We start from the raw sequence: 24,454 nt of genomic DNA, 5'->3' as shown, positions 1-24,454 counted from the left end.
AGGATTACATATGACTAAACCCTATTGTCGTCTGAATATTTTTTCCAAGTCGGATCATATAAGCCAAATTGTAACTGGGTTTCACATGCTGGAGCGCGCAGGAATTATTGATTTACAAATAAGCAGCATATCGGATCATACACATCCGTCACCTCATATCGTTGAAGTCGAAATAAATGATCAACATAAGGTGGCTTACGATCTGCTGGATGGGTATAACATCGACCAAGATATTTTCCAGAATTACTTGCGGAAGTTCAATTTTTATTTTAAACGCAGCTTTAATCCTGAGTATCATCAAGATTTACAGGAAGCATCACAGATATACCCGCTGGGACTGAATTATCATGTGACAATTCATCGCAATAGGCTGGATCAGTTCTTTTTTTTGAATGACAAGAGCTTATCGAACGGGATCAAGAAGTTTGGGAAATCGATCACGGGCTATCATCAAAACTTTTATGTACACCAATTTGAAGATACTCCGCAAGTGGAGCACCAGCCGAAGATTTTATTTACAACAAGGACGTGGGATCCTAAAGAGAACGCTAGTAAGAACACTACCATGCATGAGGCCAAGAGTAAGGATGATCGCATTGCCATTAATGAAACGCGAGCCAAGTGTATAAGGCTGTTACGTAAGGAGTTCGGAGATCGATTTATTGGTGGATTTAGCCCCTCTGAGCATGCCGTGACGCATTATCCAGATTGTGTTGTAGACAAAGCGCTTACAAATCGCATTCATTTTATGAAACTAGTTAAACAGTCAGGAATTTGCATTGCATCAATAGGGTTACATGAATCGAACGGATGGAAGTTAGGCGAATATGTAGCGGCAAGCAAAGCGATCGTTTCAGAGAAGCTTCGTTATGAAGTACCAGGTGATTTTGCTAAAGGAGCTAACTATTTGGAATTCGTGAATGCCGAAGAATGCGTGGAACAAACGGTGCGTTTATCTGAAGACACGGATCTTGCCTATAAAATGCGAGTTAAGAATTATTTGTACTATCATAACTACGTGCGTCCAGATCGAATGGTACTTAATAGCTTGATGCAAGTATTAGCTAATTCTTAAAAAAATTAATGATGATGATCATGAGGGCAAATCCAAATGAGAACAAAAAAAGCATTTAATAATCTTGCTTCTAGTTTAATCCTACAATTTACAGTACTCATTGTAGGATTCATATTGCCGCGACTGTTTATTACGATGTATGGATCTGAAGTTAATGGCATGATTTCTTCGATTAAAAATTTCATGGCTTACCTGATGATTGTAGAAGCAGGTGTTGTGAACGCATCCATTTCGATTCTGTATAATCCTTTGTCCAAGCATGACAGTTCGGCTGTAAACGGAATTATATCGGCTTCGAAAACATTGTTAATGCGTTCTTGCTACCTGCTTATTACACTAACTGTCATACTTGCTATTCTGTATCCAAGCATTGTTTCAAGCAATATCGATCCTATGTTATGCGTATTTATGGTATTGATCGTAGGCTGCAGTGGGATTCTGGAACTAGCCATCATCAATAAATACTTGATTATTCTTACAGCTGATCAGCGAGGCTACGTCGTTACCAACATACAAACGTTAGCTATGATTATGAATGCTGTTATTAGTATTACATTGATTTATTTCAACTTCAGTATCCTATTCATATCTGCAATCGCACCGTTAACTGTCTTAGTAAGGGCAGTAATTCTACAACGATATATCAGGAAGCATTATCCAAATATTGACTATAACCAGCCATCCCCAATTAATACAATCGATCGGCGCTGGGACGCGCTTGTTCACCAGGTTTCTAGAATGATCATCTTTAATTCGCCGATTCTACTCGTTTCTATTTTTTGTGGATTATCAGAGGTTAGCGTATTAGCGGTCTATAACATGGTGATTTTCGGAATTGCATCTTTCATATCCGGGATGACCGAGGGAATTCTAGCAGGATTTGGAGATCTTTTAGCCAGGAATGAGCGGGGGACGCTTTTAAAAACATACAACAGTTTAGAATATATTTTCTTTCTAATTATCGCGTGGCTCTATACAACGACTGCCCTTCTTCTGATGCCTTTTATTAAAATGTATACATCGGGCATACACGATGCAGATTATATACGTCCTTGGCTTGCCGTATTGTGTATTGCTGTTGGTATATTTAACAATTATCGAGAGTTGTTCAAAACGATTGTTTTCTCTGCTGCTCGTTTCAAAGAAACGAAATATAGTTCTTTAGTTGAGGCTGCTATTAATATAGCGGCTTCTTTAGTATTTATCCATTACTTTGGTGTCGAAGGCGTGTTAATGGGAGCTATTTGTTCCAGCTTATATCGCAATATTATCCTTACAAAGTATGTTTCGCGACATATTTTACAGCGTTCACCTCTGTTGACCTTACGTAGAATTGCGATGAATGTCATTTTTTCTGCTGTTGCAGCAGCACCTTTTGTCTATGTTTACTCCATCCAAGTGACCGGTTTTATTAGCTTTGTACTATGGGGAATGACGGTCTTCACTTGGTCGTTAATTGTCATTTTCGGCGGCAATGCTCTAATGGATAAAGAGACGACGCGAGACATTGTTTTTCGTGTAAAGCTATTGTTTATGTCCAAGGTTAAATCGAAAACTAAAGCCAGCAAAGCGCCAGAGGCGTTTTTTCTTAAGGAGGCGTCTTCTATTTCTGCGATTCAGTTTGGAATTGTCGTTGGAGGCTATAAGGTGCCTAAGTGGGTCTATAATACGATTTCTACACTTGCATCGGATCCTAACTTACAAGTTCGCGTCATTATTGATCAGAGCAGAATAGCTCAAGGCATATTTGCTTGTGATGGGCTATTCGACAAGATCGAAAATGCGCTTCAGTCCGCCGCGATGAAAGTGATGTCCCGACGCATGCAAAATGCCTTCCTTCCTATGGATATCAGAAACCTAGATCAGGTTGAAGTGGTCGAAGGATACGCCAATATGGGACGTTATGACGAAATCCTTTCATTAGCGGGTCCTCTGTCTTCGAAGATTGTCTCTGAATTGAAAGTATTTCATTGTGCTGTGGCCACGATCTCGCTTCGTAATAATTATCTGTCAAATGACTATCAAGTAGGGAATCATGCTTTTGATCAGGCAGGCAATGGACTCGTGCTTTTTCAATATGAAAAAGAGGGATGGCAGTTCAAACAAGATATATGCACCACCATTACGCGTTCAAAGAAATGGATTTTGAACAATCTTAGTTTTGTTCTTCCCCACATCATTCCCGCTTTATTGGCGAAAGCTCGGTTAATGAGGAATGAAGGGATTCCTAAGAACAACTTGATTGAATCTTCAATTACGAAGCGTCGCAGAAAGTCATCCAAACTGATGAATTTTAGAAGGCAAATGCGATATGTAGCGGAAAAAATGATGCCTCAAGCTCGATGGGAACTCTGGTATGCAACAAGTAATATTGCATTGCATGACATATCCTCGTACCGTCAGCTGAGAGCGCCTGGCGGCGCCGAATGGGCGGATCCATTTGTTGTAAATCATGAAGGAAAGACATTTGTTTTTTTTGAGGATATTCCATATCGCGCTAAAAAAGCACATCTTTCTGCTGCTGAGCTTATGCCAGACGGAACCATGAAGTTATTTGAGAAAATTATCGTGGAAGACTTTCATCTGTCGTACCCTCAGGTGTTTAAGATTGGAGATCAATACTACATGATGCCTGAAACTCGCGGCGATCACTCCATCCGTATTTATCGTTGCGTGAGCTTTCCAGACCAATGGGTACTGGACAGGCGAATTATGATTGGAACTGACTGCGTTGACAGTACGCTATTTCAATACAATGGGAAGTATTGGATATTTACAAGTCACTATGCAGGCAACGATGGGCATAATCTGAGCTTGTATATCTATTCATGCGATGATTTATTCTCAGATGATTGGTCACCTCATCCACAGAATCCCATCATTACAGATATAAGGCGCGCAAGAATGGCTGGCCCAATATTCATGCAGAATGGACGGTTATACCGCCCGTCCCAATACTCGGAACATCGCTACGGGGAAGCACTTTATGTAAATGAAATCATTGAGCTTAATGAATTGACATACCGTGAGAAGGTTGTCGATCAAATAAGTCCACCCAAAAATCAAGGGATTGTTGGCTTACATACGCTGTCCGAAGCCAATGGCATTCGTTTTATCGATATTCTAAGGAGAGAGAAAGGTAGCGTGCTTATATGATGAATCAAATAATAGGGGTAGTAGGTTTAGGCTATGTAGGCTTACCTTTAGCAGTGGCTTTTGGAGAGAAGTACCCTACAGTGGGCTTTGATACGAATGAGCTAAGAGTTAAATCACTTCGACTTGGAAGAGATCACACCGGGGAAGTGAAAGAATATGATTTGAAAAAATCGCAAGTTAAATTTACGAATGACCCTACGGAGTTACAAAACTGTAGGGTCATTATTGTTGCTGTGCCTACACCGATTGATAACGCCAAAAAACCAGATTTAAACCCATTAATCAAAGCCTCAGAGACCGTAGGCGCGCATCTAAGTAAAGGTGCGATTGTTGTGTATGAGTCAACGGTATACCCTGGTGCTACCGAAGAAGTATGTGTTCCAATCCTAGAGAAATGTTCGGGTTTAAAAGCAGGATTGGATTTCAAGGTTGGTTATTCACCAGAACGTATTAATCCTGGAGATAAAGAACATACCTTTAAATCCATTATCAAAGTTGTATCTGGTCAAGATGAAGAAAGCTTGAATATCATTGCGGATGTGTACGGATCTGTAGTAGAAGCAGGAATTTATCGTGCACAATCGATTAAGGTAGCCGAAGCAGCCAAAGTGATCGAGAATACACAGCGGGATATTAACATCGCATTAATGAACGAATTGGCCATTATTTTTGATCGATTAGGGATAGATACGAAAGAGGTTCTCAAAGCATCCTCAACAAAATGGAATTTCCTTAATTTCACTCCTGGTCTCGTTGGTGGACATTGTATTGGTGTTGACCCCTATTACTTGACGTATAAAGCAGAAAGCGTTGGCTATCATCCGGAAGTAATCTTGGCTGGACGCCGAATTAATGACAGGATGGGACAACATATTGCTACTTCGCTTGTCAAACAGATGATTTTGAAAGGAATTCCTGTTCAACGTTCGAGAGTTGCGATTCTGGGATTAACGTTTAAAGAAAATGTGCCAGATATAAGGAATTCCAAAGTCGTGGATATCATAAGCGAATTACGACAATTTGGGGTTGATGTTTCCGTGTGTGACCCTTTGGCAGATTCTGAAGACTCGGTCCGAGAATATGGCATTGAGCTAACCAGTATTGAAAATCTGAGCTATTCCAATGATGCGGTCATCATTGCAGTACCTCATCGTGAATTCATATCCATGCGCTGGAACGGCATTATATCGTTACTGAGAAACAGCAGAGGGATCGTGGTTGATGTTAAAAGTTGTTTAGACGCGAATTCATGCCCTGAAAATATAACTTTGTGGCGGCTATAGATGGCTGCCAAATGAGGAGAATGTAACCATGCTTCATTCCAAAAAAGTGAGAATTCTCTATGTCATACCTCAAATCATAGTTGGTGGGGCCGAGAAGCAATTATTAGAAACCATAAAATACCTCGATAAAAATGTGTATGAGGTTTATGTTTGCTCCATTTATTCCTTAAATAGAAGTAATGAGGATTTAAAGAATGAGTTTTTGAAAGCAGGCGCTCAGATCATAGATATACACAAGAAATCTAAGTATGACATGTCGATCATTTGGAAACTATTCAAATTTTTGAAAAAGAATGAAATAGCGATTGTGCACTCATTTCTGAATAATATGTGGGCAAGAATGGCGGGAATTATGGCCAAAACACCCGTCATCATTGCTTCTGAAAGAAGTGTTGATAGTTGGTGGAAAACCAGACTTCATTTGATCGTTGATAGTTTTTTGGCTATGTTTACAGACCATATACTCGTAAATTCTGTAGCAGTGAAAAACTATTACACGGAGAACTTATATTTTTTAAATAAAAGTAAAATCAAGGTGATATACAACGGCATCGACGTATCTAAATATGATAATGGCAAAAATAATAGTGAAATAAAGAGTCGATTGGACTTAGATACTTCAATGCTAGTTGTTGGGATTGTTGCTAGCCTGAAGGAAGTGAAAGATCATTGGACCTTCTTTAATGCGGCTAGATTAATTCTGAATGAAATGAATAATGTTACGTTTCTGGTCGTTGGAGATGGGAGCATGAGGGAGAAGCTGGAGGCGTATACTCGACAGCTGGGTATCGAAGATCATGTGAAATTTCTTGGCTTGAGAGACGATATCCCAGGTATTTTGTCCGTCATGGATATTTCCGTATTATCCTCGTTGCAAGAAGGGTTCTCAAACTCAATCTTAGAAGCAATGGCTGCTCAGAAACCTGTTGTTGCAACGAATGTTGGTGGAAATGCAGAAGCGGTTGTAGATGGTGAGACGGGATATATCGTTCCCCCACAACGTGCAGATTTACTAGCAGAGGCTATTCTGAAGATTATGAAGGATAAGAAAACGTTAAAAGAGTTTGGGATCAACGGATACAAACGCGTGAAGGAAAACTTTATTAAGGATGATCGGTTTCAAGAATTACATGAGGTTTATCAATTTTCTTTAAAAAAGAAGGGAATTGGATAGGGACTGATCGCGCCCAAACCCAATATGCCAATTGGAGGAAACTATGACGAAGTGTTTAGTAACGGGAGGGGCCGGATTTATTGGCTCCAATTTAGTAGAAACATTATTAAAACAAAATTATGAAGTTAGGGTACTGGATAATCTCTCTACTGGAAAAAAAGAAAATTTAAGGAGCGTTATTGGGGACATCGAATGGGTAGAAGGGGATATAAGAGACCTCAATACTTGCCAGAAAGCATCGAAAAATGTGGATTACATCTTTCATCAGGCTGCATTAGGTTCGGTACCTCGATCAATCGTCGATCCACTTACATCACACGATAATAATGTCAATGGGACATTAAATATGTTGGTTTCCGCGAGAGACAACGATGTAAAACGAATGATCTTAGCCGCATCATCTTCTGCCTATGGAGATACAGCTGTTCTACCGAAGGTTGAAACAATGAATGTAACACCCTTATCGCCGTATGCGGTTACCAAATTGATTTCTGAGTTTTATGCGAATGTATTTTATCGGACTTATGGATTAGAAACGGTAACGCTTCGATATTTCAATGTATTCGGACCTAAGCAAGACCCGAATTCGCAATATGCAGCTGTCATACCCAAATTTATTAAATCCTTGCTTCAGAATGAGTCACCTGACATCCACGGTGATGGTGAACAGTCTCGAGACTTTACTTATATCGATAATGTGATGCAAGCGAATTTGAAGGCTTGCTTTGCGCCAGTAGAAGCATGTGGCAAGGTATTTAACATTGCATACGGCAACCGGATTACGCTCAATGAAGTCTTTTATACATTATGCAGTTTGATGGATCGTGAGATTAGTCCGACTTATGTAAAAAGTCGCCAAGGGGATGTTAAACATAGTTTGGCTGACATTGAACAAGCAAGACTCTTACTAGGTTATCAGCCAGAAGTAAACGTATTTACAGGATTAGAAAAAGTAGTCGAATGGTATAAGCAAACTGTCCTTTAACGAAATCAGAAATATAAACTTGGAGGTTGTCATGATGGGGAAAATTCGAGTATTAATCACCGGTGCTGGAAGCGGAGTAGGACAGTCAATCATTAAATCATTGAAAATGTCCGAATTAGATATCTTACTGATAGGTGCAGATATGAATCCTTTTAATGTAGGCACCTATAATTGTGATACGGGCTACTTACTTCCTAGTCCAACGAGTCCAGCGTACGAAGAAGAACTCATGCAGATCATCGAAGATGAACAAGTAAAGATTCTCTTCCCTGGCACAGATACAGAACTTCCGATTCTGGCGAAGATGCGAGATAGGCTGCTTAACGCGGGTTGCATTGCAGTCGTAGGAAGTGTGGAAAGCATTGAATTAGGTTCGAATAAATTTGAGTGTTATAACTTTTTTGAAAACATAGGGTTTCCATTTGTTAGTACTGTGTATGTAAAAGATATGATGAATTTATACGAGAAGTCGGGTCTTCCCATCATTGTTAAACCAACGGATGGTTCGGGTTCAAATGGCATCACCATTATTACCAACAAGGATCAACTGCACAATCTTGAGTTCCGAGATAGCACTTTAATTGCACAGAAGTTCCTTGTGCCGCAAAGCTGGAACAAATCACGCGAGGACATTACAGATCGAGATGTATATAAGAATGGCAGTTTAAACCAGCAGGATGAAATTTCCATTCAAGTTTTGATCGGACAGGATTCTTCCATCCTTGGTTGTTTTATGAGTAATAACGACTTAAAAGCCGGTTATCCAATGAAGATCATTCCTTTTAAAGATGACAAGCTTGAGAATCTAGTGTTTAAAATGGCAAAGGCTCTTGCTGATGTAGGTCTCGTCGGACCTTGTAATTTTCAATGCAGGATGACGGATGAAGGCCCCGTATTTTTCGAAATAAACACCAGATTTACTGGAATAACAGGAATGCGAGCAGCAATGGGCTTTAATGAGTGTGACGCTATCATCAGAAACTTCTTGTTGCGCGAAAGCACGGATTCCATACAAAAGCGCCTCATCTACGAAGAAGGATTAGTCTGTGCAAGATATATGACAGAAGTCATTATTAGAGAATCGGATTTACAGCAATTCGCATTATCCCGAGTTAGTTATGCCAAAGGAAACGCGATAAGTCTTTAAATTTCTTGTCATGTAATGAGTCGCCACCCAATTTCGATAAGGCATGGTGTGGCGACAATCGAAATATATTAATGGAGTGATATAGATGTTAACCGTTCCTGGCACTCAACATCAGTTTAAAATACTAAGATTGAGTGACCAAGCTCAATGGGAATTCTATTTAAGTAAATTTAATAGTAAGGTCTTTTGGAACCACAAGTATACAGGTTTGTATCTTAATGAGGGGGAGGCAGAACTAGCCGTATATGAGGATACAACAGGGATCGTTGTCTACCCGTATATAAAAAGAAAGATTAATAAAATGCTAGATCTAACTGGGGAGGATAACTACGACATTACTTCTTCGTATGGATATGGAGGCCCGCTAATCAAGATGTTTGCCGATGGTGATCAATTAGACTTAATGCGAAGTTTTTATCTGTATTTTGGTGCGTATTGTAAGGAAGGGAATATTATCTCGGAATTCGTTAGATTCCACCCTTTAATTCACAATAAAGATTTGTTTGAAACTTTTTTTAATATAGAAGAGATAAATAGAAACATCTATGTCGAGCTTAATCGTTTTGAGACGGATGAGGATGCACTAAAGAGTTACAAACATAACAATAGAAAAAGTATTCGTAAGGCTAAAGAACACGATGTCACGATAATCGTTGATGAATCTTCTAGGTATGCAAGTGAGTTTCGCCAAATCTATTATCATACAATGGATAGAAGTGAAGCGAATGATTTCTACTATTTTTCGGAAGACTATTTTAATCGGATTGACTCTCAATTATCTGGGAATTATGTTTATTTTCATGCCGTGTATGACTCGAAAATTGTTTCATCCGAATTATTTCTCTATGATGATGAATGTATTTATTCCTTCTTAGGTGGTACATTAACTGACTATTTTCATGTGTGTCCCAATAATCTATTGAAACACAATGTGATCTTATGGGCGATGAAAAAGGGGATCAAGTACTTTATGTTAGGCGGCGGATATACAAGTAATGATGGCATATATAAATATAAACAGAGCTTTTCACCAAATCAGGAAGCGGGATATTTTATTGGGAAAAATGTTCACTGCTTGGACAAGTACAATAAACTTTTGGATCTCAAAATACAAGAAGCTGGTTCCATTAATATGAACTACTTTCCAGCGTATCGAAGCGGATAAAAATAATGCAAACCCCTTGCATTGTTACGAAATGTAGCATATACTAATAATGCAATACATAATGTAACAACAAGCGACATTAGGATATGATTAGGAGGCTTACAGCGATGATTACTTCTTCATTAATATTTTGTATAGAATGCAATAAAGTATTGGAAAGAGGAAATGCAGAATTGATTTTCAAAACTGGTTTCTATAAATCACGCATGCCATTGGGGCATTGCAAGGAATGCGCCTGTGAAGGACATGGAGTGGATATTGCCATTGTAAGTGTTTCGGGGCAAGATTACTCCGATTTTTCTGCGGCTACATCGTATTTTGCCTAGATGTTCATCCATGTCTGATGCAATCTGGAGGATGTCTGCTGTTGCAACTGAGCGTTTATTTTCGCAGCAGCAGGAACCGAACAGATTTTTTATTTTAGTAAAATGTAAGCGCATTCATTATAGCGTAAAAAATACCTCCTTACTATAAGGAGGCTATTTACTTGCATCTAATTCAACAAATGTTTAAACGCACTATAATCAATCTGCTGCTTCTCCAGAAAGCTCGTCAAACTTCGATAATCTCGCTTCGGCGTTGCTAATATATATCCCTCGATACAGTGCTCTCTAGTAACTTCCTTCGCGTTCGCCTCTAAGGCAACTTGTCCAATTCGCGCAGCGATCGAATGCTTGGCAATATCACGGAAGGCCGTTGGAACAGGTGAAACCAATTGGTCGAGAAATGCTTTGGAATCTGCTGTCCATAGATGACGTGAGCTGTCCACGTAATGATTCTGCCAATCCAGCTTCGATTTGCCATCCTCTTTCGGGAGTACCTTAATAAACTTGCGAAACATGAAGAATCCGCCTATGGACATGAATAAAAGCAGTACGCATACCCAGAAAATGATGAAATACATGAAAAAATCATTTGCCATTTATTTGTCACCTCACTAATTGCTTCAAATAGATAGTAAGAATTATACCTTATTTCTAGATTTCTTGCGACAATACGAGTAAAATAGGAAGGTAGCAGCTACTAATAAAGGAGTTATGAACTATGCCCAAAATTGGATCACACGTTTCATTCTCAGATAAAGGCTTACTAAATGCAGCAGAAGAAGCCGTTTCTTACGGCTCATCCACGTTCATGATATACACAGGTGCACCGCAGAATACGCGCCGCAAACCGATTGAAGAGCAGTATATTGAAGAAGGCAAGGCTATGATGGACAAGCATGCGATGAATGAAATCGTTGTCCATGCGCCATACATTATCAATTTGGGTTCTTATAAGGATGATACCTTCGAGCTCGCTGTACGCTTCCTTCAAGAAGAAATCCGTCGGACGGATTATATCGGTGTGCGCAATATCGTGCTTCATCCAGGTGCTTACACGGACAAGGATGCGGACTATGGGATTGCCAGAATTGCAGAAGGTCTGAATGAAGTACTTGCTGGAGTGAAAGATACGAATGTCAACATTGCTTTGGAAACCATGGCAGGCAAAGGGACAGAAATCGGCCGCAGCTTTGAAGAAATTGCTGAAATCATGGAGCAAGTTGAGTTCAATAATAAGCTGACTGTATGTATGGATACTTGCCATATTCACGATGCTGGCTATGATATTGTGAACGATTTGGACGGGGTTCTGCGTCATTTCGATCGTACGATTGGCTTAGAAAAGCTAGGCGTTATCCACTTGAATGATAGCAAAAATCCACGCGGAGCCAGCAAAGACCGCCACGCACCGCTTGGATCTGGTTGGATTGGCTTCGAGGCTATGAACAATATCGCGAATCATGAGAGCTTGCAGCATTTGCCGATGATTCTCGAGACGCCATGGATTGGGAAAGAAGACAAAACACAACGTCCGATGTACGAAGCGGAAATTGCGTTGCTATCCGGTAACTTAAGCGGCCGTTTTGGCGGCGAGTTCCTAGATCATGTGGAGAGAATCGACTTTTTGATGAACAAAAAAGATATTCACTTCCGTGATTTCGTTCTAAAGACATGGGAACTGCTCAAAAACGATGCCAAAGCGAAGAAAGCGGACGGACGCGAGCCGTTGGAGCGCTTATACGATATTCTTCACGAAGAACAACTTTTCGCTGATCTTAGTGAAGAACAAATTAATCAGCGTTTGATTGTCTGGCTTGCTGGAAATGACATCTTGAAGAAGGCTTAGCCTTCACTCAGTCCGAAATCGCTAGGGGGATAAACATGGAAGCGGGAACCACGAATAGCTCAGTTCGCCGGGAGAGCGAATTGATGAATAGAGCAAGAATGCTGATTTCTTGCCCGGATCAGCCAGGGATTGTTGCAGCCGTATCGCAATTTTTGTTTGAATATGGCGCGAATATCGTGCAATCTGATCAGTACACGATGGATCCAGAGGGCGGAATGTTTTTCATCCGGATTGAGTTCGATTTAGCTGAGTTAGCGACCCGAGTTGAGCGGTTAAGAACGGACTTCTCAATCGTTGCTGATAAGTTCTCTATGGATTGGAGCCTTTCGCTGGCAAGTCAGAAGAAGCGGATTGCGATTTTCGTATCGAAGGAAGACCATGCGCTGCTTGAGCTGTTATGGCATTGGCGTGCAGGGGATCTCAACGCAGACATCGCGATGGTGATCTCTAACCACAATGATATGCGCTCACTGGTTGAGCCGTTTGGAATTCCATTTCATCACATTCCAGTTACCGCGGCTACTAAAGCGGAAGCGGAGCAGCGCCAGCTAGAAGTCATTGGTGAAAGCGTGGATGCGATTGTGCTTGCGCGTTACATGCAGATCGTTTCTCCTTCGTTCATCCAGCATTACGCGAATCGTATCATCAATATCCACCACTCCTTCTTACCTGCTTTCGTAGGTGGAAAACCTTATGCTCAAGCGCATAACCGCGGGGTGAAGATCATTGGAGCTACGGCGCACTATGTGACAGACGAATTAGATGGCGGACCGATTATTGAGCAGGATGTTCAGCGTGTAAGTCACCGTGATAATGTCGAGGATTTGAAAAGAATAGGTCGCCATATTGAACGGATCGTACTTGCAAGAGCAGTAGCTTGGCATGTTGAGGATCGGATTATTGTTCATAATAATAAGACGGTTGTTTTTAACTAAAAAGAGCTGCGTCCGTTTACACTGGACGCAGCTTTTTTTCGAGTAGTAACCTTTCAAATAAAACCAAGATTCTCATATCTCCTGCCCAATACCGCATTGGCATCCCCACGTAACCAGTCCTCGATGATCGTGTAGTACACTTCTCTGAAATCGACTTCGTATTTCAAATCGTCTCCATCTAGCTTAGTTAAGCTTGGATTAGCGCCATATAATCCACCTTTCACTTGTCCGCCTAGTACGAATACTGGCGCGGCTGTCCCATGGTCTGTTCCACTGCTGGCATTTTCTTTCAAACGACGGCCAAACTCGGAGAATACGAGGGTTACTACATCTTGTTCCAGTCCATTTTCCTTTAAATCCGAGTAAAACGCATGGAGTCCTTGATCCAACTCGTCTAGGGTCACTGCATGCTGCTCACGCTCATTGGCATGATCGTCAAACCCTCCTAGTTGTGTGTAATAGACGCGGGTGTCAGAACGGGCGGCAATTAACTTGGCAGCCAGTTGAAGATCATTGGCAATATCAGTATCCGGATAGGATACATGGCTAGAGTAGGAGGATACCATAGAATGAATCGTATCTACATTTTGAAAGGCAGAAGTCATGTGAGCCGCAGTTACACGTAATGCTTCTTTTTGAGGTTGTTTTTGATACATATGCTGCAGGGCTTGTGTCATTCGCAGTCTGTCATTTTCATTGGTTTCAGAGGAAAAAGGATAGAACTGTTCGATGGATGTTATGGAAGGGATATTAACGCCTGGAGCGTTGAAGGACAACTGCGCATACCCTCCAATTTGAATTGCCGGGAGAGGTTGATTATCTAGTGATGATACGATATAACGGCCAAGCCATCCGCTATCTGAGAACTTCTCGGGCATAGCAGTTTGCCAAATATCCATCGATCGGAAATGGGAGAAATTCGGGTTCGGATAGCCTACACCTTGAATAATAGCTAGATTACCGTCGCGAAAATAGCTATGCATATGCGAAAGGCTGGGGTGAAGGCCTAGTTGATTATCTATGGCGAGAACTTCCTTTTGCTCATACCCAAGGGAAGGCCGATTGTCGTAATAGGTACCATCCCCATAGGGGATAAGCGTATTGAGCCCATCGTTACCTCCTGAAAGTTGTACAACAACCAGTACAGGAGATTTACTTCTTTTCCTCAATTTGGTGTGTCCTGTTAGAAGGGCTCGTCCTTTCTCAGTAGCAAGCAGAGTACCACCAAAGCTTAGGGCGGCAATGAGTGCCGTACTCTTTTTAAGAAAATCTCTTCTAGTCAGCCTCATATGGTTCCGATCCCTCCTATTTCACGTGACTTTCAGGACAAGCTAAAATCAACTGAAGAAGTTGACGTTTGATGGTATCCGAAAGTACGAGACTATCCTGCGCATACGAGGTAAGCCCCTGCATGGTACTGCTGTTCAATCTACCTATCCGAAGCTTCTTACTCCATATCCGCAATCTTTCCTCGATTGAAACTTTCGCTGTTGGTTTATAGGAATCGAGAAGAAACCAGGAGGAAGGAGCTTGGAAAGCTGCATTTTCTGCAAATCGTAAGCGTTCAAATACATAGTTCGTGTAGAACCAAGATTCGTTTCCTACCCATCCAGCCACATTTGGCGGTGCGAAAAGCTCTTGTCCCATATGTGCAAGGGCTTCAACCATACTTTTGGAAGGAGTCAAAGACAGTGCTCGAGCGATACCGACGACATAATCAACAGGTGATTTAATCAGTGACATGTACTGCCCCTCGTCATAGAATTCATCGGAAATAAAGATCTCATAAAGTACATCTTTGATTTGCTTGGATTGTGCGAAGCGCGAGGCTACTTTGGCCCTCCATACAGGAGAAGGATTGGGAGATGCGAAGGACTGCAGTAGCTTCAATGTAATGAAATCATAAAGCGCTGGTTGCGCAAGCAGAACGTTGATCACATCTTGGTCACGCATGTTTCCTTGTTTTCCAAGCATCGTTTTCATTTGATTATCATGTTGCTTAGGGTCAAACACGGCTTGTTCACGATCATCATCGTATCGCCATCCCGTGAATGCCCTGGCAGCTTCTTTCACATCTTCTTCGGTGTAGTGACCCCTGCCTAATGTGAATAGCTCCATGACTTCACGCGCATAATTCTCATTTGGACTATCCTTGCGATTGTCCCCGATATCGAGCCAAATCATCATGGCTGGATCTCTCCCGACAGATGTTAATAATTCACGAAAGGATCCAAGAGCCTTTCTTCGAAAGAGTTCATTTTGAACGACCATAACGTTGACATCTTCCACTTTACGAATGGACGTTGCGAAGTGATTATGCCAGAACAGTGTCATTCTCTCGATTAATGGTGTATTGCTATTTATGATCCTGTGTACCCAGTAAATTTGTTGATCGATCAGTTGGTCAGATTGTAGTGAACGCCCCTCGTCTAGCACGTCTTCTATTGAGGGAGGTCTACTCTGTTCATTCGACACAGCAACCCCATTCACCAATCGAGACACCGTCTCTTCCCTTCCCAGAGTCAGGCTCGCTGCTATGTCCTGATCACTCGCTCCAAAAGCAGCCCGATTAAACAAATGGATGATTTCTCTCTCCGTCCAATTCTTTGCCATAATGCACCTCTTGTCCCAAGGCTATGACTATATATATTCATTTTGTATGAAAATAATGATGTTTTAACGGGTTATTGTGGCAAAGCCTTAAAGCAAATGGTACAATAATGCAAGCGAGAAAAGCCACTTGTATGTACAAGTTAAAGGCTGACGAAAATACAGAAATCATGGAGGGAATTATCGAATGACTGTATCAAACAAAACAATTGAACAATTAGCCGTCGACACGATCCGTACACTCGGTATCGACGCGGTTGAGAAAGCTAAATCAGGCCACCCGGGTATGGTAATGGGAGCTGCGCCAATGGCTTACGTGCTGTGGAAGCAGCATATGAAGCACAATCCTTCGAATCCTAAATGGGTGAACCGTGACCGTTTCGTTCTATCTGCTGGACACGGATCCATGCTTCTATACAGCTTGCTTCACTTATGCGGTTATGATCTGCCAATGGAAGAGATCAAGAACTTCCGCCAATGGGGAAGCAAGACCCCTGGTCACCCAGAGTATGGTCACACAGCTGGTGTTGACGCAACTACGGGCCCACTTGGACAAGGTGTGGGAATGGCAGTCGGTATGGCAATGGCTGAAGCGCATTTGAGAGAGACGTACAACAAAGAAAACTTCCCAGTAATTGACCACTACACGTACGCGATTTGCGGCGATGGCGATATGATGGAAGGCGTTTCCTCCGAAGCCGTTTCCCTTGCAGCTCACTTGAAATTGGGCAAATTGATCATGTTGTACGATTCAAATGATATCTCGCTGGATGGCGAATTAAATATGGCGTTCTCTGAAAATGTGCATGCACGTTTTGAAGCTTACGGCTGGCAGGTTATTCGCGTAGAAGAGCAAAACGATCTTGCTGCGATTTCCAAAGCGATTGCAGAAGCGAAAGCTGATACAACGCGTCCTACGTTGATTGAAGTGAAAACGACAATCGGTTTCGGTTCCCCGAACAAAGGTGGTAAAGGCGGACATGTGGGTCCTCACGGTTCACCACTTGGCGGCGACGAAGTGAAATTGACGAAACAAGCTTACGGCTGGCCTGAAGAGCCGGATTTCTTAGTGCCGGATGAAGTTCGTGCGCACTATGCCGAAATTCAAAAGGAAGGTTCTGCAGCTGAACAAGCTTGGAGCCAATTGTTGAACGACTACATCAAAGCTTATCCAGAGCTTGGCAACCAATTCAGCGCGGCTGTAAATGGTGAACTGCCTGCAGGTTGGGATGCTGATCTTCCGAAATACACAACAGCTGATAAGCCGATGGCTACGCGCGTTGCTTCTGGTAATGCGATCAATGCTGTTGCAGGCAAATTGCCGCAATTAATCGGGGGTTCCGCGGATCTAGCAAGCTCGAACAACACGATGATCAAAGGCGAATCCAACTACAGCGCTAGCAACTATGCTGGACGCAATGTATGGTTCGGTGTTCGTGAGTTCGGTATGGGGACAGCAATGAACGGTATGGCACTTCATGGTGGAGTAAAAGTGTACGGAGCAACCTTCTTCGTATTCTCAGACTACCTGCGTGCATCGATCCGTCTTGCAGCGCTTATGCAGCTTCCTGTTATTTACGTATTAACACACGATAGTATCGCGGTTGGTGAAGATGGGCCGACACATGAGCCGATTGAACAACTTCCGGCGCTTCGCGTTATTCCGGGCATCACCGTGATCCGTCCTGCTGACGGTAACGAAACGTCTGAAGCTTGGCGTTATGCAATCTCCGAAGCCAAAGGTCCAGTTGCGCTTGTCTTGACTCGTCAAAACTTGCCGATCTTGGAAGGTACGGTTGAAGGAGCCAAAGCGAACCTAAGCAAAGGTGGATATGTCGTATCCGATGCTGCAAATGGTCAACCAGATGCACAAATCCTAGCAACAGGTTCTGAAGTACAGCTAGCTGTGGCTGCTCAAAAATTATTGCAAGCCGAAGGCATCAACGTTCGCGTTGTTAGCTTGCCGAGCTTGGAATTGTTCGAGAAACAATCCAAAGAATACAAAGATTCTGTTATCTTACCAGGCGTGAAGAAGCGTCTTGCAGTTGAGATGGCGTACCCACTTGGCTGGGAGCGTTATACAGGCGATGAGGGTTCAATCCTAGGAATTTCTACTTTCGGAGCATCCGCACCTGGGGATACAGTTCTTAGAGAATACGGCTTCTCACCTGAGAACGTTGCAGCACGCGTGAAAGCTTTGTTGGGCTAATAAAATTGCAGGGGCTCAGCTCGTCTGAGCCTCGGCTTGCACTTATTCGTAGTCATTTTAGAGGGGGAAATATTAACCATGTCCAGCTTTGAAAATGTAACCGTACTTACGAAAGCCAATGTTTATTTCGATGGAAAAGTAACGAGCCGCACTGTGCAATTCGCAGATGGCACGAAGAAGACGCTAGGCATCCTGCTTCCAGGTGAATACGAATTTGGAACAGATGTGAAAGAAATCATGGAAATCCAAGCGGGCGAGCTGAACGTATTGCTTCCAGGCAGCACAGAGTGGATTACGATCAATGGTCAAGGTGAATTCACAGTACCAGCGAACACGAAATTCAAGCTCGAAGTGAAAACTGTGAGCGACTATATTTGTTCTTATATCGCTGAGTAATACCGCGGAGAGTCGAACGCTTCAAACACAAAAACCATACAACCATTTGGACTATATGTTCAATGGATGTATGGTTTTTCTCATTTGGAAGCCCAGCTATAAAAGGATCGGATCTCCATTTGCAGCACCTCTTCGATGTCGGTCATGCGAATCCACAATTGCTGAATCATAGGCTGATCATCGAGTAGGAGCGTATGTCGTTGCTTAATTCGCGAGAGGCTGATGCCAAAAGATGCAGGACGTGCAGCATTGACGACGAGGTCCTCCAGCAGTACGGTTATTCCGGCTTCTAGGTCGGGAATTTCTTCGAAATGAAGTTGTTGAAAAGGAGCGCTTATCGGGATGTAAAGGGTGGTCTTGCTAAAGTCGAGTTCGGTAGGCCGAAAACGCAGCGCCATGATCGATGGCTGTATTCTCTCTTCATGAAAGTCATAAAAGACGGCTAGCTTGACGATCAGCCATTCCTCCTTTTCGCTTTAAATGCTCGAGTTTGCTCATGATGGCGCGGGTCGCGTCAGACCAGTTGGCTGAATTGTATGTACTTAATTGAGTTTGTGTAAATTGCTGATATTCATGATCTAGAATCCCTTGCAGGACGCGCCGCTGGATTTGTTCGATCCTTTCATTAGCAAGTCGATAGGTTACCTGAAATTCTTCAGCAAGAAAGGCGACCATTTCATTCTTCTGTTCGGGCAGCGACAGTTTCTTCAGCATGGACATAGGGATAGCCGCGTAGAGCTGAAACGAGGATGCATCCTGCTCTTGCCAATCGACGTAGCGATCAGGCATCACCATCTGGTTGCCGGAATGGCGCAACACATGACAGAGCTCATGCAGAAAGTCTTCCCACTGCTCCTTAACGGATAAACGGCGGTCAACATTGATGCTGAATAGTCCATCTTTTTCGATAGCCATACTGTTCATATCCATACAGTAAATCCAAATATGCAGTTTGGCAGCTAAGTTCGTCATGTTGAGCTGAGCTGGCGAAGTGATGTCATGTTGCTGATATAAAGATTCTACCCATTGTTCAAGGGGAGTAGCTTGGTAATGAGTGAACAGGTGAAAACACCTCGCTTTAAGAATGTATGTTCGGTTATTTGCGGTAAAGAAAAGCCCGCAGGGGCTTGGCTTCATTTACATTGTAGTTTAAAGAATACCCTGATTACTGCTGACTGTCAGGTGTTCGGGACTGCTGCTGCTCTTTGATGAAGTTCCAGAAGCGCAGCATCTCGTCGCGACGCTCTTTGGGGGCGTTCTTGAAGTCTTTAAAAAATAAGCTGACATCAGGGTCATCGACGTCTTCAGGAGCAGCCGCAGATAATCCGTCGAGTGACTCTTCTTCCGTCGGAGCAAAGCCTGCGAGCAGAAGTAACTCGTCTTTCTCAGCAATACGAAGCGCATCAGCTAAGGATATAACCGTTTCCCTTGAGGGACTGAAGCGGTTATTTTCTATGGAGTTAATAAACGAATAACTAACACCGGACCGTTCGCCAAGTTCTCTGAGGGAGAAATTGTTCATCTTCCGCAGATCACGGATTCGGATGCCGAATTGCACCATATCTTTCATCGTTTGATCACCTAAATCTATTGTAAATGGTGAGTGGTGCAAAAAACAAGAGCATAGCGCGAAAAAGTTTTGATTCTCAAAACTTTTTGTGTTGAAATTTTAAACAAGACAACGTATGATGTGTTTAGAATTTCAAAACGACAAATTTTAGGAGATGGTCGAGGAATGGCAGAACGTATTTTCCATATAGAGCAAGAACAGATTGATCGCCGGGCAACACGCAAAAGGGTGGAAAGTGTGCTTGAAGTCGTACGCATGTATCGAACTCTTGGGTATTTGCGGAGAGAAAATGGAGCCGTGTCGAGTAGGAATGAGTTGTTCAAAGTGGCGGAGCAGGCGGTTGCCTACGATATTGGTTCAGAGGAGGAGCACTTGCTAGGTGTATGCAGGGAAGTTGAGCAAGCGATTTCTCGGCTAGAGGAGCAAGAGCAAGGAATTATTCAGGAACGGTATTTAAAGCGGGACAAGACGTTCGATTTCTTACTGTTTCATGAGTTGAATTTGAGTGAGCGTACGTATCGTCGGATGAAGGCAAGAGCAATCGAAAAGCTGGCATACATGCTGCGGCTGGAAGTGAAGGTGCAACAAGGATGATCCAGAATTGGCAGTTTTTTGGCAGTTCGCCCCGTTTTAACGCATGATAAGATCGTTGTGTAGCCAAGTAAGGGAGGTGATCCTGCTAAGTGGAAGCACAAGAAATCGTTCCTGAAAGATCCATCGTAGCTGAGAGGTAAGGGGACACGCGGAAGGAGTGAAGCATACGTTTTGAAAAGAAAAAAATGTTTTGAATTTCAAAACAAGAATGAGCGGAAAGGGGGTGAGAGAAATGAATGATTTCAATTTCAACCTGATTTCAGCCACCCTCGGAGCAATCGCAACCTACACGTTCGGCGGGTGGAGCGAACTTATTGGGCTCTTCCTCATGGCGATACTCGTCGATTATGTTACCGGCATTGCCGCCTCGATCAAAGAGCAGCAAGGACTTAACAGCCAAGTTGGCTTTTGGGGCCTTGCACGCAAAGGACTGATGCTGCTTGTCATTATGCTGGCGCATCGCATGGATATCCTCTTGGACACAGACCTGATGATGACAGGTGCAGTCTATTTTTACTTAGCAAATGAATTCATTTCCATTACTGAAAATTACGGACGTTTAGGGCTGCCGCTTCCTGTCTTTTTGAAGCAGATGATTCAAGTTTTGCGAAGCAAAGGGGAGGGGTTATGAGCAAGACTATCGGCAAGCAAGTTGGGGACTGCATCAAGCAGGATACGCAACAGACCTGCAATATGCAGAGAAATTGATTCGTATTATAGAGGGGAGCAATCTGACTCGTTATGATCAAGTTGAAGAGGAAAGGGAGTATTTGATGAGTTCGGATGATGCCAATAAAATTATTAACTTTTTGTCTGCAGCTTGGACGAGCACGGAAGATGTCGAAGCGAGGGTAAAGTTTCACAGGCTAGCCAATGAGCTTCGCAAAGTGTCAGGGCAGATGTGAACTGCCAACTGCAAGAATCTTCAGGTCTTCTGCACGCTGCTAAGATCTTAGAATTAAAAAGAACACCGCCTCTTCCATTGAAGCACGGTGTTCTTCGTATCAGTACCTAAACGGCACTCGCAATATGATCCTCGATATACTGCTCCAACTTAATTCGTACGTATGGCGGCAGTCCTGACAGCATACAACCATAACGGTAGCTGCGTCCTTCAGTCTCAATGCGAATCACACGTCCGGTGATTGGCGGTAATCCAGCTTCCTGCGGGAAATGGATGACAACGAACATATCCGGGGCAAGCAGTACGTTCGTTAAGATCTGCAGTCCGCTTTCGGATAGATCAAATAGGTTGCCGTCGATGTTTTGCCCGGAGAACGAGCCTTCTTGCTCCCATTGATAGATGGACAGCTTCAGGTTAATATCCAACTGCACGCGCGTGTTTTTACGGCGTTCACGACCAGATAGAGGCGAAGCCGGTCTACTCTTCTCCACCATAGGCCCGTTAGGCTTAATAACCTGCTGACCCATCCATTCCTCGTAGCACTTAATGACAGCGCTGAGATCCTCTTCACCTAAGCCTTTGCTTAGGCCGATTTGGAATAGATTTGTAGCGGATTGCAGCATCGGCGTCGGTAATTGAAATTTACCGGTAACTTCTTGTGCGAGCAGCAAATCCTTCAGCATCAGCTTCAATGAGAATTGATTACTGAAATCACGATCGAGAATTTTCTCGCCTTTGAGCTCGACTTGCTTGCTATTGGCTCCGCCTGAGCGGGCGATTTCTAAAAATTGACTCGGGTTAATCCCTGCCTTGGTTGCGATAGACAAGCCTTCAGCAAGCCCTGCAAGGTTAATGCCCACCATCGTGTTGTGAGCTAGCTTGGCATAAGAGCCTGAGCCGCTCGGCCCGAGGTAAAGTGCTTTGCTGCCAAGTACGTGGAACAAGTCCAGCTGCTCCTCAAATACTTCTTGGCTGCCGCCGACCATGAACGTAAGGGTACCAGCTTCAGCAGCAGGCTTCGTGCCAGTCACAGGTGCGTCGAGGAAATCGACGAAATGCGCCGCGAGCTCTTCCGCCAGCTGTTGACTTGTTTGGGGAGATACAGTACTGGAGTCAATAATGGTAAGTGCCGGGTGGATACCGCTTAGAATACCTTGCTCACTATAAAATGTTTCGAGAAGCGCAGCATCATTGCTGAGCATCGTAAATAGGACATCTGAGTTACGAGCGACTTCGGCAGGCGTATTGCCAGCTTCAGCTCCCAGATGCACAAGCTCGTCCACCTTTTCAGCAGTGCGATTATACACTGTTACCATAAAACCCTTTTGAATAAGGTTAGCAGCCATGGGCCTACCCATTGTGCCAAGTCCAATAAAGCCGATACGTTTCATGTCCCTCACCTCTAATTTTATTTTATCATGGGAATTAATACCTGTGAATTACTTTATAGGGATCTTCGGCCTCCGACTAAAGTCTCTCCGCTTACACGATCACTCATCATTGAAGTTATTCAATATAGGATCGCTCACTTGCTTTTGGACAAGCAAATAAGTATGCTAGGAAAAGGTAAAAAATAGAGATGGAGGCGAACCTAATGAGTAAAAAGCTACAATTCGATTACAGTAAGGCTTTATCCTTTTTATCCCAACATGAGGTCGATTATTTGGCGGCACAAGTTGAGCTAGCGCATAATCAGTTACATAACAAAACAGGTGCAGGCTCTGATTATTTAGGCTGGGTGGATCTTCCTGAGAACTACAATCGTGAAGAGTTTGCCCGCATTCAAGCATCCGCGAAGCAAATTCAATCGGATTCCGACGTGCTTGTCGTGATCGGTATTGGCGGTTCTTATTTAGGTGCGCGTGCCGCACTTGAAATGTTGTCTCATTCTTTTTATAACATCTTGCCAAAAGATAAACGTAAAACACCTGAGATTTATTTCGTGGGAAATAATATCTCTTCGACATATGTCACGCATTTGCTTCAATTGCTCGAAGGTAAAGATTTCTCCGTGAATGTGATTTCCAAATCCGGTACGACAACTGAGCCAGCGATTGCTTTTCGTATTTTCCGCGAACTTTTGGAGAAGAAATACGGGAAGGAAGCAGCTCGCAAGCGTATCTATGCAACAACAGATCAAGAGAAGGGCGCTCTCAAAACTTTGGCAACAGCTGAAGGCTACGAGACTTTCGTCATTCCGGATGATGTTGGTGGTCGTTACTCCGTGTTAACTGCGGTTGGTTTGTTACCAATTGCAACGGCTGGCATTGACGTGGAAGCGATCATGAAAGGTGCGGCAGATGCGCAGCAAGAGTTCTCCAATCCGAAACTTAGCGAGAATCAAGCCTATCAATACGCGGCAGTTCGTAACACCCTGTATCGTAAAGGCAAAACGATCGAGATCCTTGTAAACTATGAGCCATCCTTGCACTTCGTTTCGGAGTGGTGGAAGCAATTGTTCGGGGAGAGCGAAGGCAAGGATTACAAAGGAATTTATCCTGCTTCTGTAGACTTCTCAACCGATCTTCACTCCATGGGACAATTCGTTCAAGATGGCAATCGCATTTTGTTCGAAACGGTGATCCAAGTTGACCAAGTGGCTGATCATATCACGATCGGTACGGATGCAGATGATCTGGATGGACTGAATTTCCTTAGCGGTAAAACGATGGACTTCGTGAACAAGAAAGCATTCCAAGGCACGATGCTTGCGCACACAGACGGTCAAGTACCGAACCTGATCGTAACATTGCCGGATATGACGCCTTACTCTTTCGGATACATGGTCTACTTCTTTGAAAAAGCCTGCGGCATCAGCGGTTACTTGATGGGTGTGAATCCATTCGATCAACCGGGTGTTGAAGCGTACAAAAAGAACATGTTTGCCCTCTTAGGCAAGCCTGGCTATGAGAAAGAAAAAGCGGAGCTAGAAGCTCGCTTGCAACAATAATTTTCAACTTAAGTGAAAAACGATCAATCCTATCGGATAGGTCGTTTTTTTGCACCTTTTTTTCCATTATTTATGTGGTAAATTTTCTTTCTATATTGTCGAAGTCCAAGGTTGTGTGTAGAATATAGT

Annotated in this window: 23 protein-coding genes; 16 read left to right on the top strand and 7 right to left on the bottom strand. The window is 43.1% G+C overall.

Features of this window, described 5'->3' with window-relative positions; translation table 11 throughout:
• The first annotated feature begins 10 nt into the window (after positions 1-10).
• The 8 genes from AC58QO_RS25180 to AC58QO_RS25145 all read left to right on the top strand — a co-directional run bounded on the left by AC58QO_RS25180 (position 11) and on the right by AC58QO_RS25145 (position 10,311).
• Complete coding sequence (locus tag AC58QO_RS25180) at positions 11-1,075, top strand: glycosyltransferase family 1 protein (RefSeq protein WP_497270359.1); 1,065 nt, start codon at positions 11-13, stop codon at positions 1,073-1,075.
• Between the two features lie 36 nt (positions 1,076-1,111).
• Positions 1,112-4,231: a lipopolysaccharide biosynthesis protein gene (locus AC58QO_RS25175; RefSeq protein WP_497270357.1), complete on the top strand. Its 3,120-nt coding sequence runs from the start codon at positions 1,112-1,114 to the stop codon at positions 4,229-4,231.
• Positions 4,231-5,514, top strand: a complete 1,284-nt coding sequence (locus AC58QO_RS25170; protein WP_497270413.1) for a nucleotide sugar dehydrogenase — start codon at positions 4,231-4,233, stop codon at positions 5,512-5,514. The genes AC58QO_RS25175 and AC58QO_RS25170 overlap by 1 nt, the downstream gene beginning before the upstream one ends.
• Before the next feature lie 28 nt (positions 5,515-5,542).
• Complete coding sequence (locus AC58QO_RS25165; RefSeq protein WP_497270355.1) at positions 5,543-6,688, top strand: glycosyltransferase; 1,146 nt, start codon at positions 5,543-5,545, stop codon at positions 6,686-6,688.
• Positions 6,689-6,731: 43 nt separating this feature from the next.
• A complete protein-coding gene (locus AC58QO_RS25160) occupies positions 6,732-7,673 on the top strand; it encodes an SDR family oxidoreductase (RefSeq protein WP_497270353.1) in 942 nt (313 codons plus the stop codon).
• A 34-nt stretch (positions 7,674-7,707) separates the two neighbouring features.
• Positions 7,708-8,820, top strand: a complete 1,113-nt coding sequence (locus AC58QO_RS25155; protein ID WP_497270351.1) for an ATP-grasp domain-containing protein — start codon at positions 7,708-7,710, stop codon at positions 8,818-8,820.
• Between the two features lie 85 nt (positions 8,821-8,905).
• Positions 8,906-9,985 carry a GNAT family N-acetyltransferase gene (locus tag AC58QO_RS25150; RefSeq protein WP_497270349.1) on the top strand — a complete coding sequence of 360 codons (1,080 nt, stop codon included), beginning with the start codon at positions 8,906-8,908 and terminating at the stop codon, positions 9,983-9,985.
• A 107-nt stretch (positions 9,986-10,092) separates the two neighbouring features.
• Positions 10,093-10,311 carry a hypothetical protein gene (locus AC58QO_RS25145; RefSeq protein WP_497270347.1) on the top strand — a complete coding sequence of 73 codons (219 nt, stop codon included), beginning with the start codon at positions 10,093-10,095 and terminating at the stop codon, positions 10,309-10,311.
• A 167-nt stretch (positions 10,312-10,478) separates the two neighbouring features.
• Here the strand turns inward: AC58QO_RS25145 and AC58QO_RS25140 are convergent, their stop codons facing one another.
• Positions 10,479-10,907, bottom strand: coding sequence for a DUF2621 family protein (locus tag AC58QO_RS25140; RefSeq protein WP_497270345.1), 429 nt, complete (start codon positions 10,905-10,907; stop codon positions 10,479-10,481).
• Between the two features lie 122 nt (positions 10,908-11,029).
• On the opposite strand from AC58QO_RS25140, the gene AC58QO_RS25135 reads away from it, so the two are divergent.
• Positions 11,030-12,157 (top strand): deoxyribonuclease IV, encoded by a 1,128-nt coding sequence (locus AC58QO_RS25135; protein ID WP_497270343.1) that lies wholly within the window; start codon positions 11,030-11,032, stop codon positions 12,155-12,157.
• A gap of 35 nt (positions 12,158-12,192) precedes the next feature.
• Positions 12,193-13,092 (top strand): formyltetrahydrofolate deformylase, encoded by a 900-nt coding sequence (gene purU / locus AC58QO_RS25130; protein WP_497270341.1) that lies wholly within the window; start codon positions 12,193-12,195, stop codon positions 13,090-13,092.
• 53 nt (positions 13,093-13,145) lie between these two features.
• On the opposite strand, the gene AC58QO_RS25125 is transcribed toward purU, so the two are convergent.
• A complete protein-coding gene (locus AC58QO_RS25125) occupies positions 13,146-14,381 on the bottom strand; it encodes a DUF1501 domain-containing protein (RefSeq protein WP_497270340.1) in 1,236 nt (411 codons plus the stop codon).
• 16 nt (positions 14,382-14,397) lie between these two features.
• Positions 14,398-15,705: a DUF1800 domain-containing protein gene (locus AC58QO_RS25120; RefSeq protein WP_497270338.1), complete on the bottom strand. Its 1,308-nt coding sequence runs from the start codon at positions 15,703-15,705 to the stop codon at positions 14,398-14,400.
• Between the two features lie 184 nt (positions 15,706-15,889).
• Between AC58QO_RS25120 and tkt the strand changes: the two genes are divergently transcribed.
• Positions 15,890-17,911, top strand: a complete 2,022-nt coding sequence (gene tkt / locus AC58QO_RS25115; RefSeq protein ID WP_497270336.1) for a transketolase — start codon at positions 15,890-15,892, stop codon at positions 17,909-17,911.
• A gap of 78 nt (positions 17,912-17,989) precedes the next feature.
• A complete protein-coding gene (gene ppnP, locus AC58QO_RS25110; RefSeq protein ID WP_497270335.1) occupies positions 17,990-18,307 on the top strand; it encodes a pyrimidine/purine nucleoside phosphorylase in 318 nt (105 codons plus the stop codon).
• An 80-nt stretch (positions 18,308-18,387) separates the two neighbouring features.
• Here ppnP and AC58QO_RS25105 read toward each other — a convergent pair whose 3' ends face one another.
• The 3 genes from AC58QO_RS25105 to AC58QO_RS25095 all read right to left on the bottom strand — a co-directional run bounded on the left by AC58QO_RS25105 (position 18,388) and on the right by AC58QO_RS25095 (position 19,877).
• A complete protein-coding gene (locus tag AC58QO_RS25105; protein WP_497270333.1) occupies positions 18,388-18,705 on the bottom strand; it encodes a hypothetical protein in 318 nt (105 codons plus the stop codon).
• 31 nt (positions 18,706-18,736) lie between these two features.
• Entirely contained in the window at positions 18,737-19,279 is a 543-nt protein-coding gene (locus AC58QO_RS25100) for an ImmA/IrrE family metallo-endopeptidase (RefSeq protein ID WP_497270331.1), read from the bottom strand.
• Between the two features lie 193 nt (positions 19,280-19,472).
• Positions 19,473-19,877, bottom strand: coding sequence for a helix-turn-helix domain-containing protein (locus tag AC58QO_RS25095; RefSeq protein ID WP_497270329.1), 405 nt, complete (start codon positions 19,875-19,877; stop codon positions 19,473-19,475).
• 165 nt (positions 19,878-20,042) lie between these two features.
• Here AC58QO_RS25095 and AC58QO_RS25090 point away from each other — a divergent pair, with 165 nt between their 5' ends.
• The 3 genes from AC58QO_RS25090 to AC58QO_RS25080 all read left to right on the top strand — a co-directional run bounded on the left by AC58QO_RS25090 (position 20,043) and on the right by AC58QO_RS25080 (position 21,376).
• The gene (locus AC58QO_RS25090) at positions 20,043-20,471 is read left to right on the top strand and encodes an ArpU family phage packaging/lysis transcriptional regulator (RefSeq protein WP_497270327.1); all 429 of its coding nucleotides are present in this window, start codon (positions 20,043-20,045) and stop codon (positions 20,469-20,471) included.
• Positions 20,472-20,703: 232 nt separating this feature from the next.
• Positions 20,704-21,102, top strand: coding sequence for a phage holin family protein (locus AC58QO_RS25085; RefSeq protein ID WP_497270325.1), 399 nt, complete (start codon positions 20,704-20,706; stop codon positions 21,100-21,102).
• A 142-nt stretch (positions 21,103-21,244) separates the two neighbouring features.
• Positions 21,245-21,376 (top strand): N-acetylmuramoyl-L-alanine amidase, encoded by a 132-nt coding sequence (locus AC58QO_RS25080; RefSeq protein ID WP_497270323.1) that lies wholly within the window; start codon positions 21,245-21,247, stop codon positions 21,374-21,376.
• Positions 21,377-21,482: 106 nt separating this feature from the next.
• On the opposite strand, the gene AC58QO_RS25075 is transcribed toward AC58QO_RS25080, so the two are convergent.
• Positions 21,483-22,766, bottom strand: coding sequence for an NAD(P)-binding domain-containing protein (locus AC58QO_RS25075; RefSeq protein ID WP_497270321.1), 1,284 nt, complete (start codon positions 22,764-22,766; stop codon positions 21,483-21,485).
• 203 nt (positions 22,767-22,969) lie between these two features.
• Between AC58QO_RS25075 and AC58QO_RS25070 the strand changes: the two genes are divergently transcribed.
• Positions 22,970-24,325 carry a glucose-6-phosphate isomerase gene (locus AC58QO_RS25070; RefSeq protein WP_497270319.1) on the top strand — a complete coding sequence of 452 codons (1,356 nt, stop codon included), beginning with the start codon at positions 22,970-22,972 and terminating at the stop codon, positions 24,323-24,325.
• Positions 24,326-24,454: the final 129 nt, after the last annotated feature.

This window comes from Paenibacillus sp. J31R30 (genome assembly GCF_059692115.1).
The sequence above is the reverse complement of the archived record's forward strand: the minus strand, read 5'-3'. Positions and strand labels throughout refer to the sequence as shown.

Coding starts and splice junctions, on each gene's coding strand:
- AC58QO_RS25180 (WP_497270359.1), top strand. CDS start 11: ATGACTAAACCCTATTGTCGTCTGAATATTTTTTCCAAGTCGGATCAT.
- AC58QO_RS25175 (WP_497270357.1), top strand. CDS start 1,112: ATGAGAACAAAAAAAGCATTTAATAATCTTGCTTCTAGTTTAATCCTA.
- AC58QO_RS25170 (WP_497270413.1), top strand. CDS start 4,231: ATGAATCAAATAATAGGGGTAGTAGGTTTAGGCTATGTAGGCTTACCT.
- AC58QO_RS25165 (WP_497270355.1), top strand. CDS start 5,543: ATGCTTCATTCCAAAAAAGTGAGAATTCTCTATGTCATACCTCAAATC.
- AC58QO_RS25160 (WP_497270353.1), top strand. CDS start 6,732: ATGACGAAGTGTTTAGTAACGGGAGGGGCCGGATTTATTGGCTCCAAT.
- AC58QO_RS25155 (WP_497270351.1), top strand. CDS start 7,708: ATGGGGAAAATTCGAGTATTAATCACCGGTGCTGGAAGCGGAGTAGGA.
- AC58QO_RS25150 (WP_497270349.1), top strand. CDS start 8,906: ATGTTAACCGTTCCTGGCACTCAACATCAGTTTAAAATACTAAGATTG.
- AC58QO_RS25145 (WP_497270347.1), top strand. CDS start 10,093: ATGATTACTTCTTCATTAATATTTTGTATAGAATGCAATAAAGTATTG.
- AC58QO_RS25140 (WP_497270345.1), bottom strand. CDS start 10,907: ATGGCAAATGATTTTTTCATGTATTTCATCATTTTCTGGGTATGCGTA.
- AC58QO_RS25135 (WP_497270343.1), top strand. CDS start 11,030: ATGCCCAAAATTGGATCACACGTTTCATTCTCAGATAAAGGCTTACTA.
- purU (WP_497270341.1), top strand. CDS start 12,193: ATGGAAGCGGGAACCACGAATAGCTCAGTTCGCCGGGAGAGCGAATTG.
- AC58QO_RS25125 (WP_497270340.1), bottom strand. CDS start 14,381: ATGAGGCTGACTAGAAGAGATTTTCTTAAAAAGAGTACGGCACTCATT.
- AC58QO_RS25120 (WP_497270338.1), bottom strand. CDS start 15,705: ATGGCAAAGAATTGGACGGAGAGAGAAATCATCCATTTGTTTAATCGG.
- tkt (WP_497270336.1), top strand. CDS start 15,890: ATGACTGTATCAAACAAAACAATTGAACAATTAGCCGTCGACACGATC.
- ppnP (WP_497270335.1), top strand. CDS start 17,990: ATGTCCAGCTTTGAAAATGTAACCGTACTTACGAAAGCCAATGTTTAT.
- AC58QO_RS25105 (WP_497270333.1), bottom strand. CDS start 18,705: ATGGCGCTGCGTTTTCGGCCTACCGAACTCGACTTTAGCAAGACCACC.
- AC58QO_RS25100 (WP_497270331.1), bottom strand. CDS start 19,279: ATGACGAACTTAGCTGCCAAACTGCATATTTGGATTTACTGTATGGAT.
- AC58QO_RS25095 (WP_497270329.1), bottom strand. CDS start 19,877: ATGAAAGATATGGTGCAATTCGGCATCCGAATCCGTGATCTGCGGAAG.
- AC58QO_RS25090 (WP_497270327.1), top strand. CDS start 20,043: ATGGCAGAACGTATTTTCCATATAGAGCAAGAACAGATTGATCGCCGG.
- AC58QO_RS25085 (WP_497270325.1), top strand. CDS start 20,704: ATGAATGATTTCAATTTCAACCTGATTTCAGCCACCCTCGGAGCAATC.
- AC58QO_RS25080 (WP_497270323.1), top strand. CDS start 21,245: ATGAGTTCGGATGATGCCAATAAAATTATTAACTTTTTGTCTGCAGCT.
- AC58QO_RS25075 (WP_497270321.1), bottom strand. CDS start 22,766: ATGAAACGTATCGGCTTTATTGGACTTGGCACAATGGGTAGGCCCATG.
- AC58QO_RS25070 (WP_497270319.1), top strand. CDS start 22,970: ATGAGTAAAAAGCTACAATTCGATTACAGTAAGGCTTTATCCTTTTTA.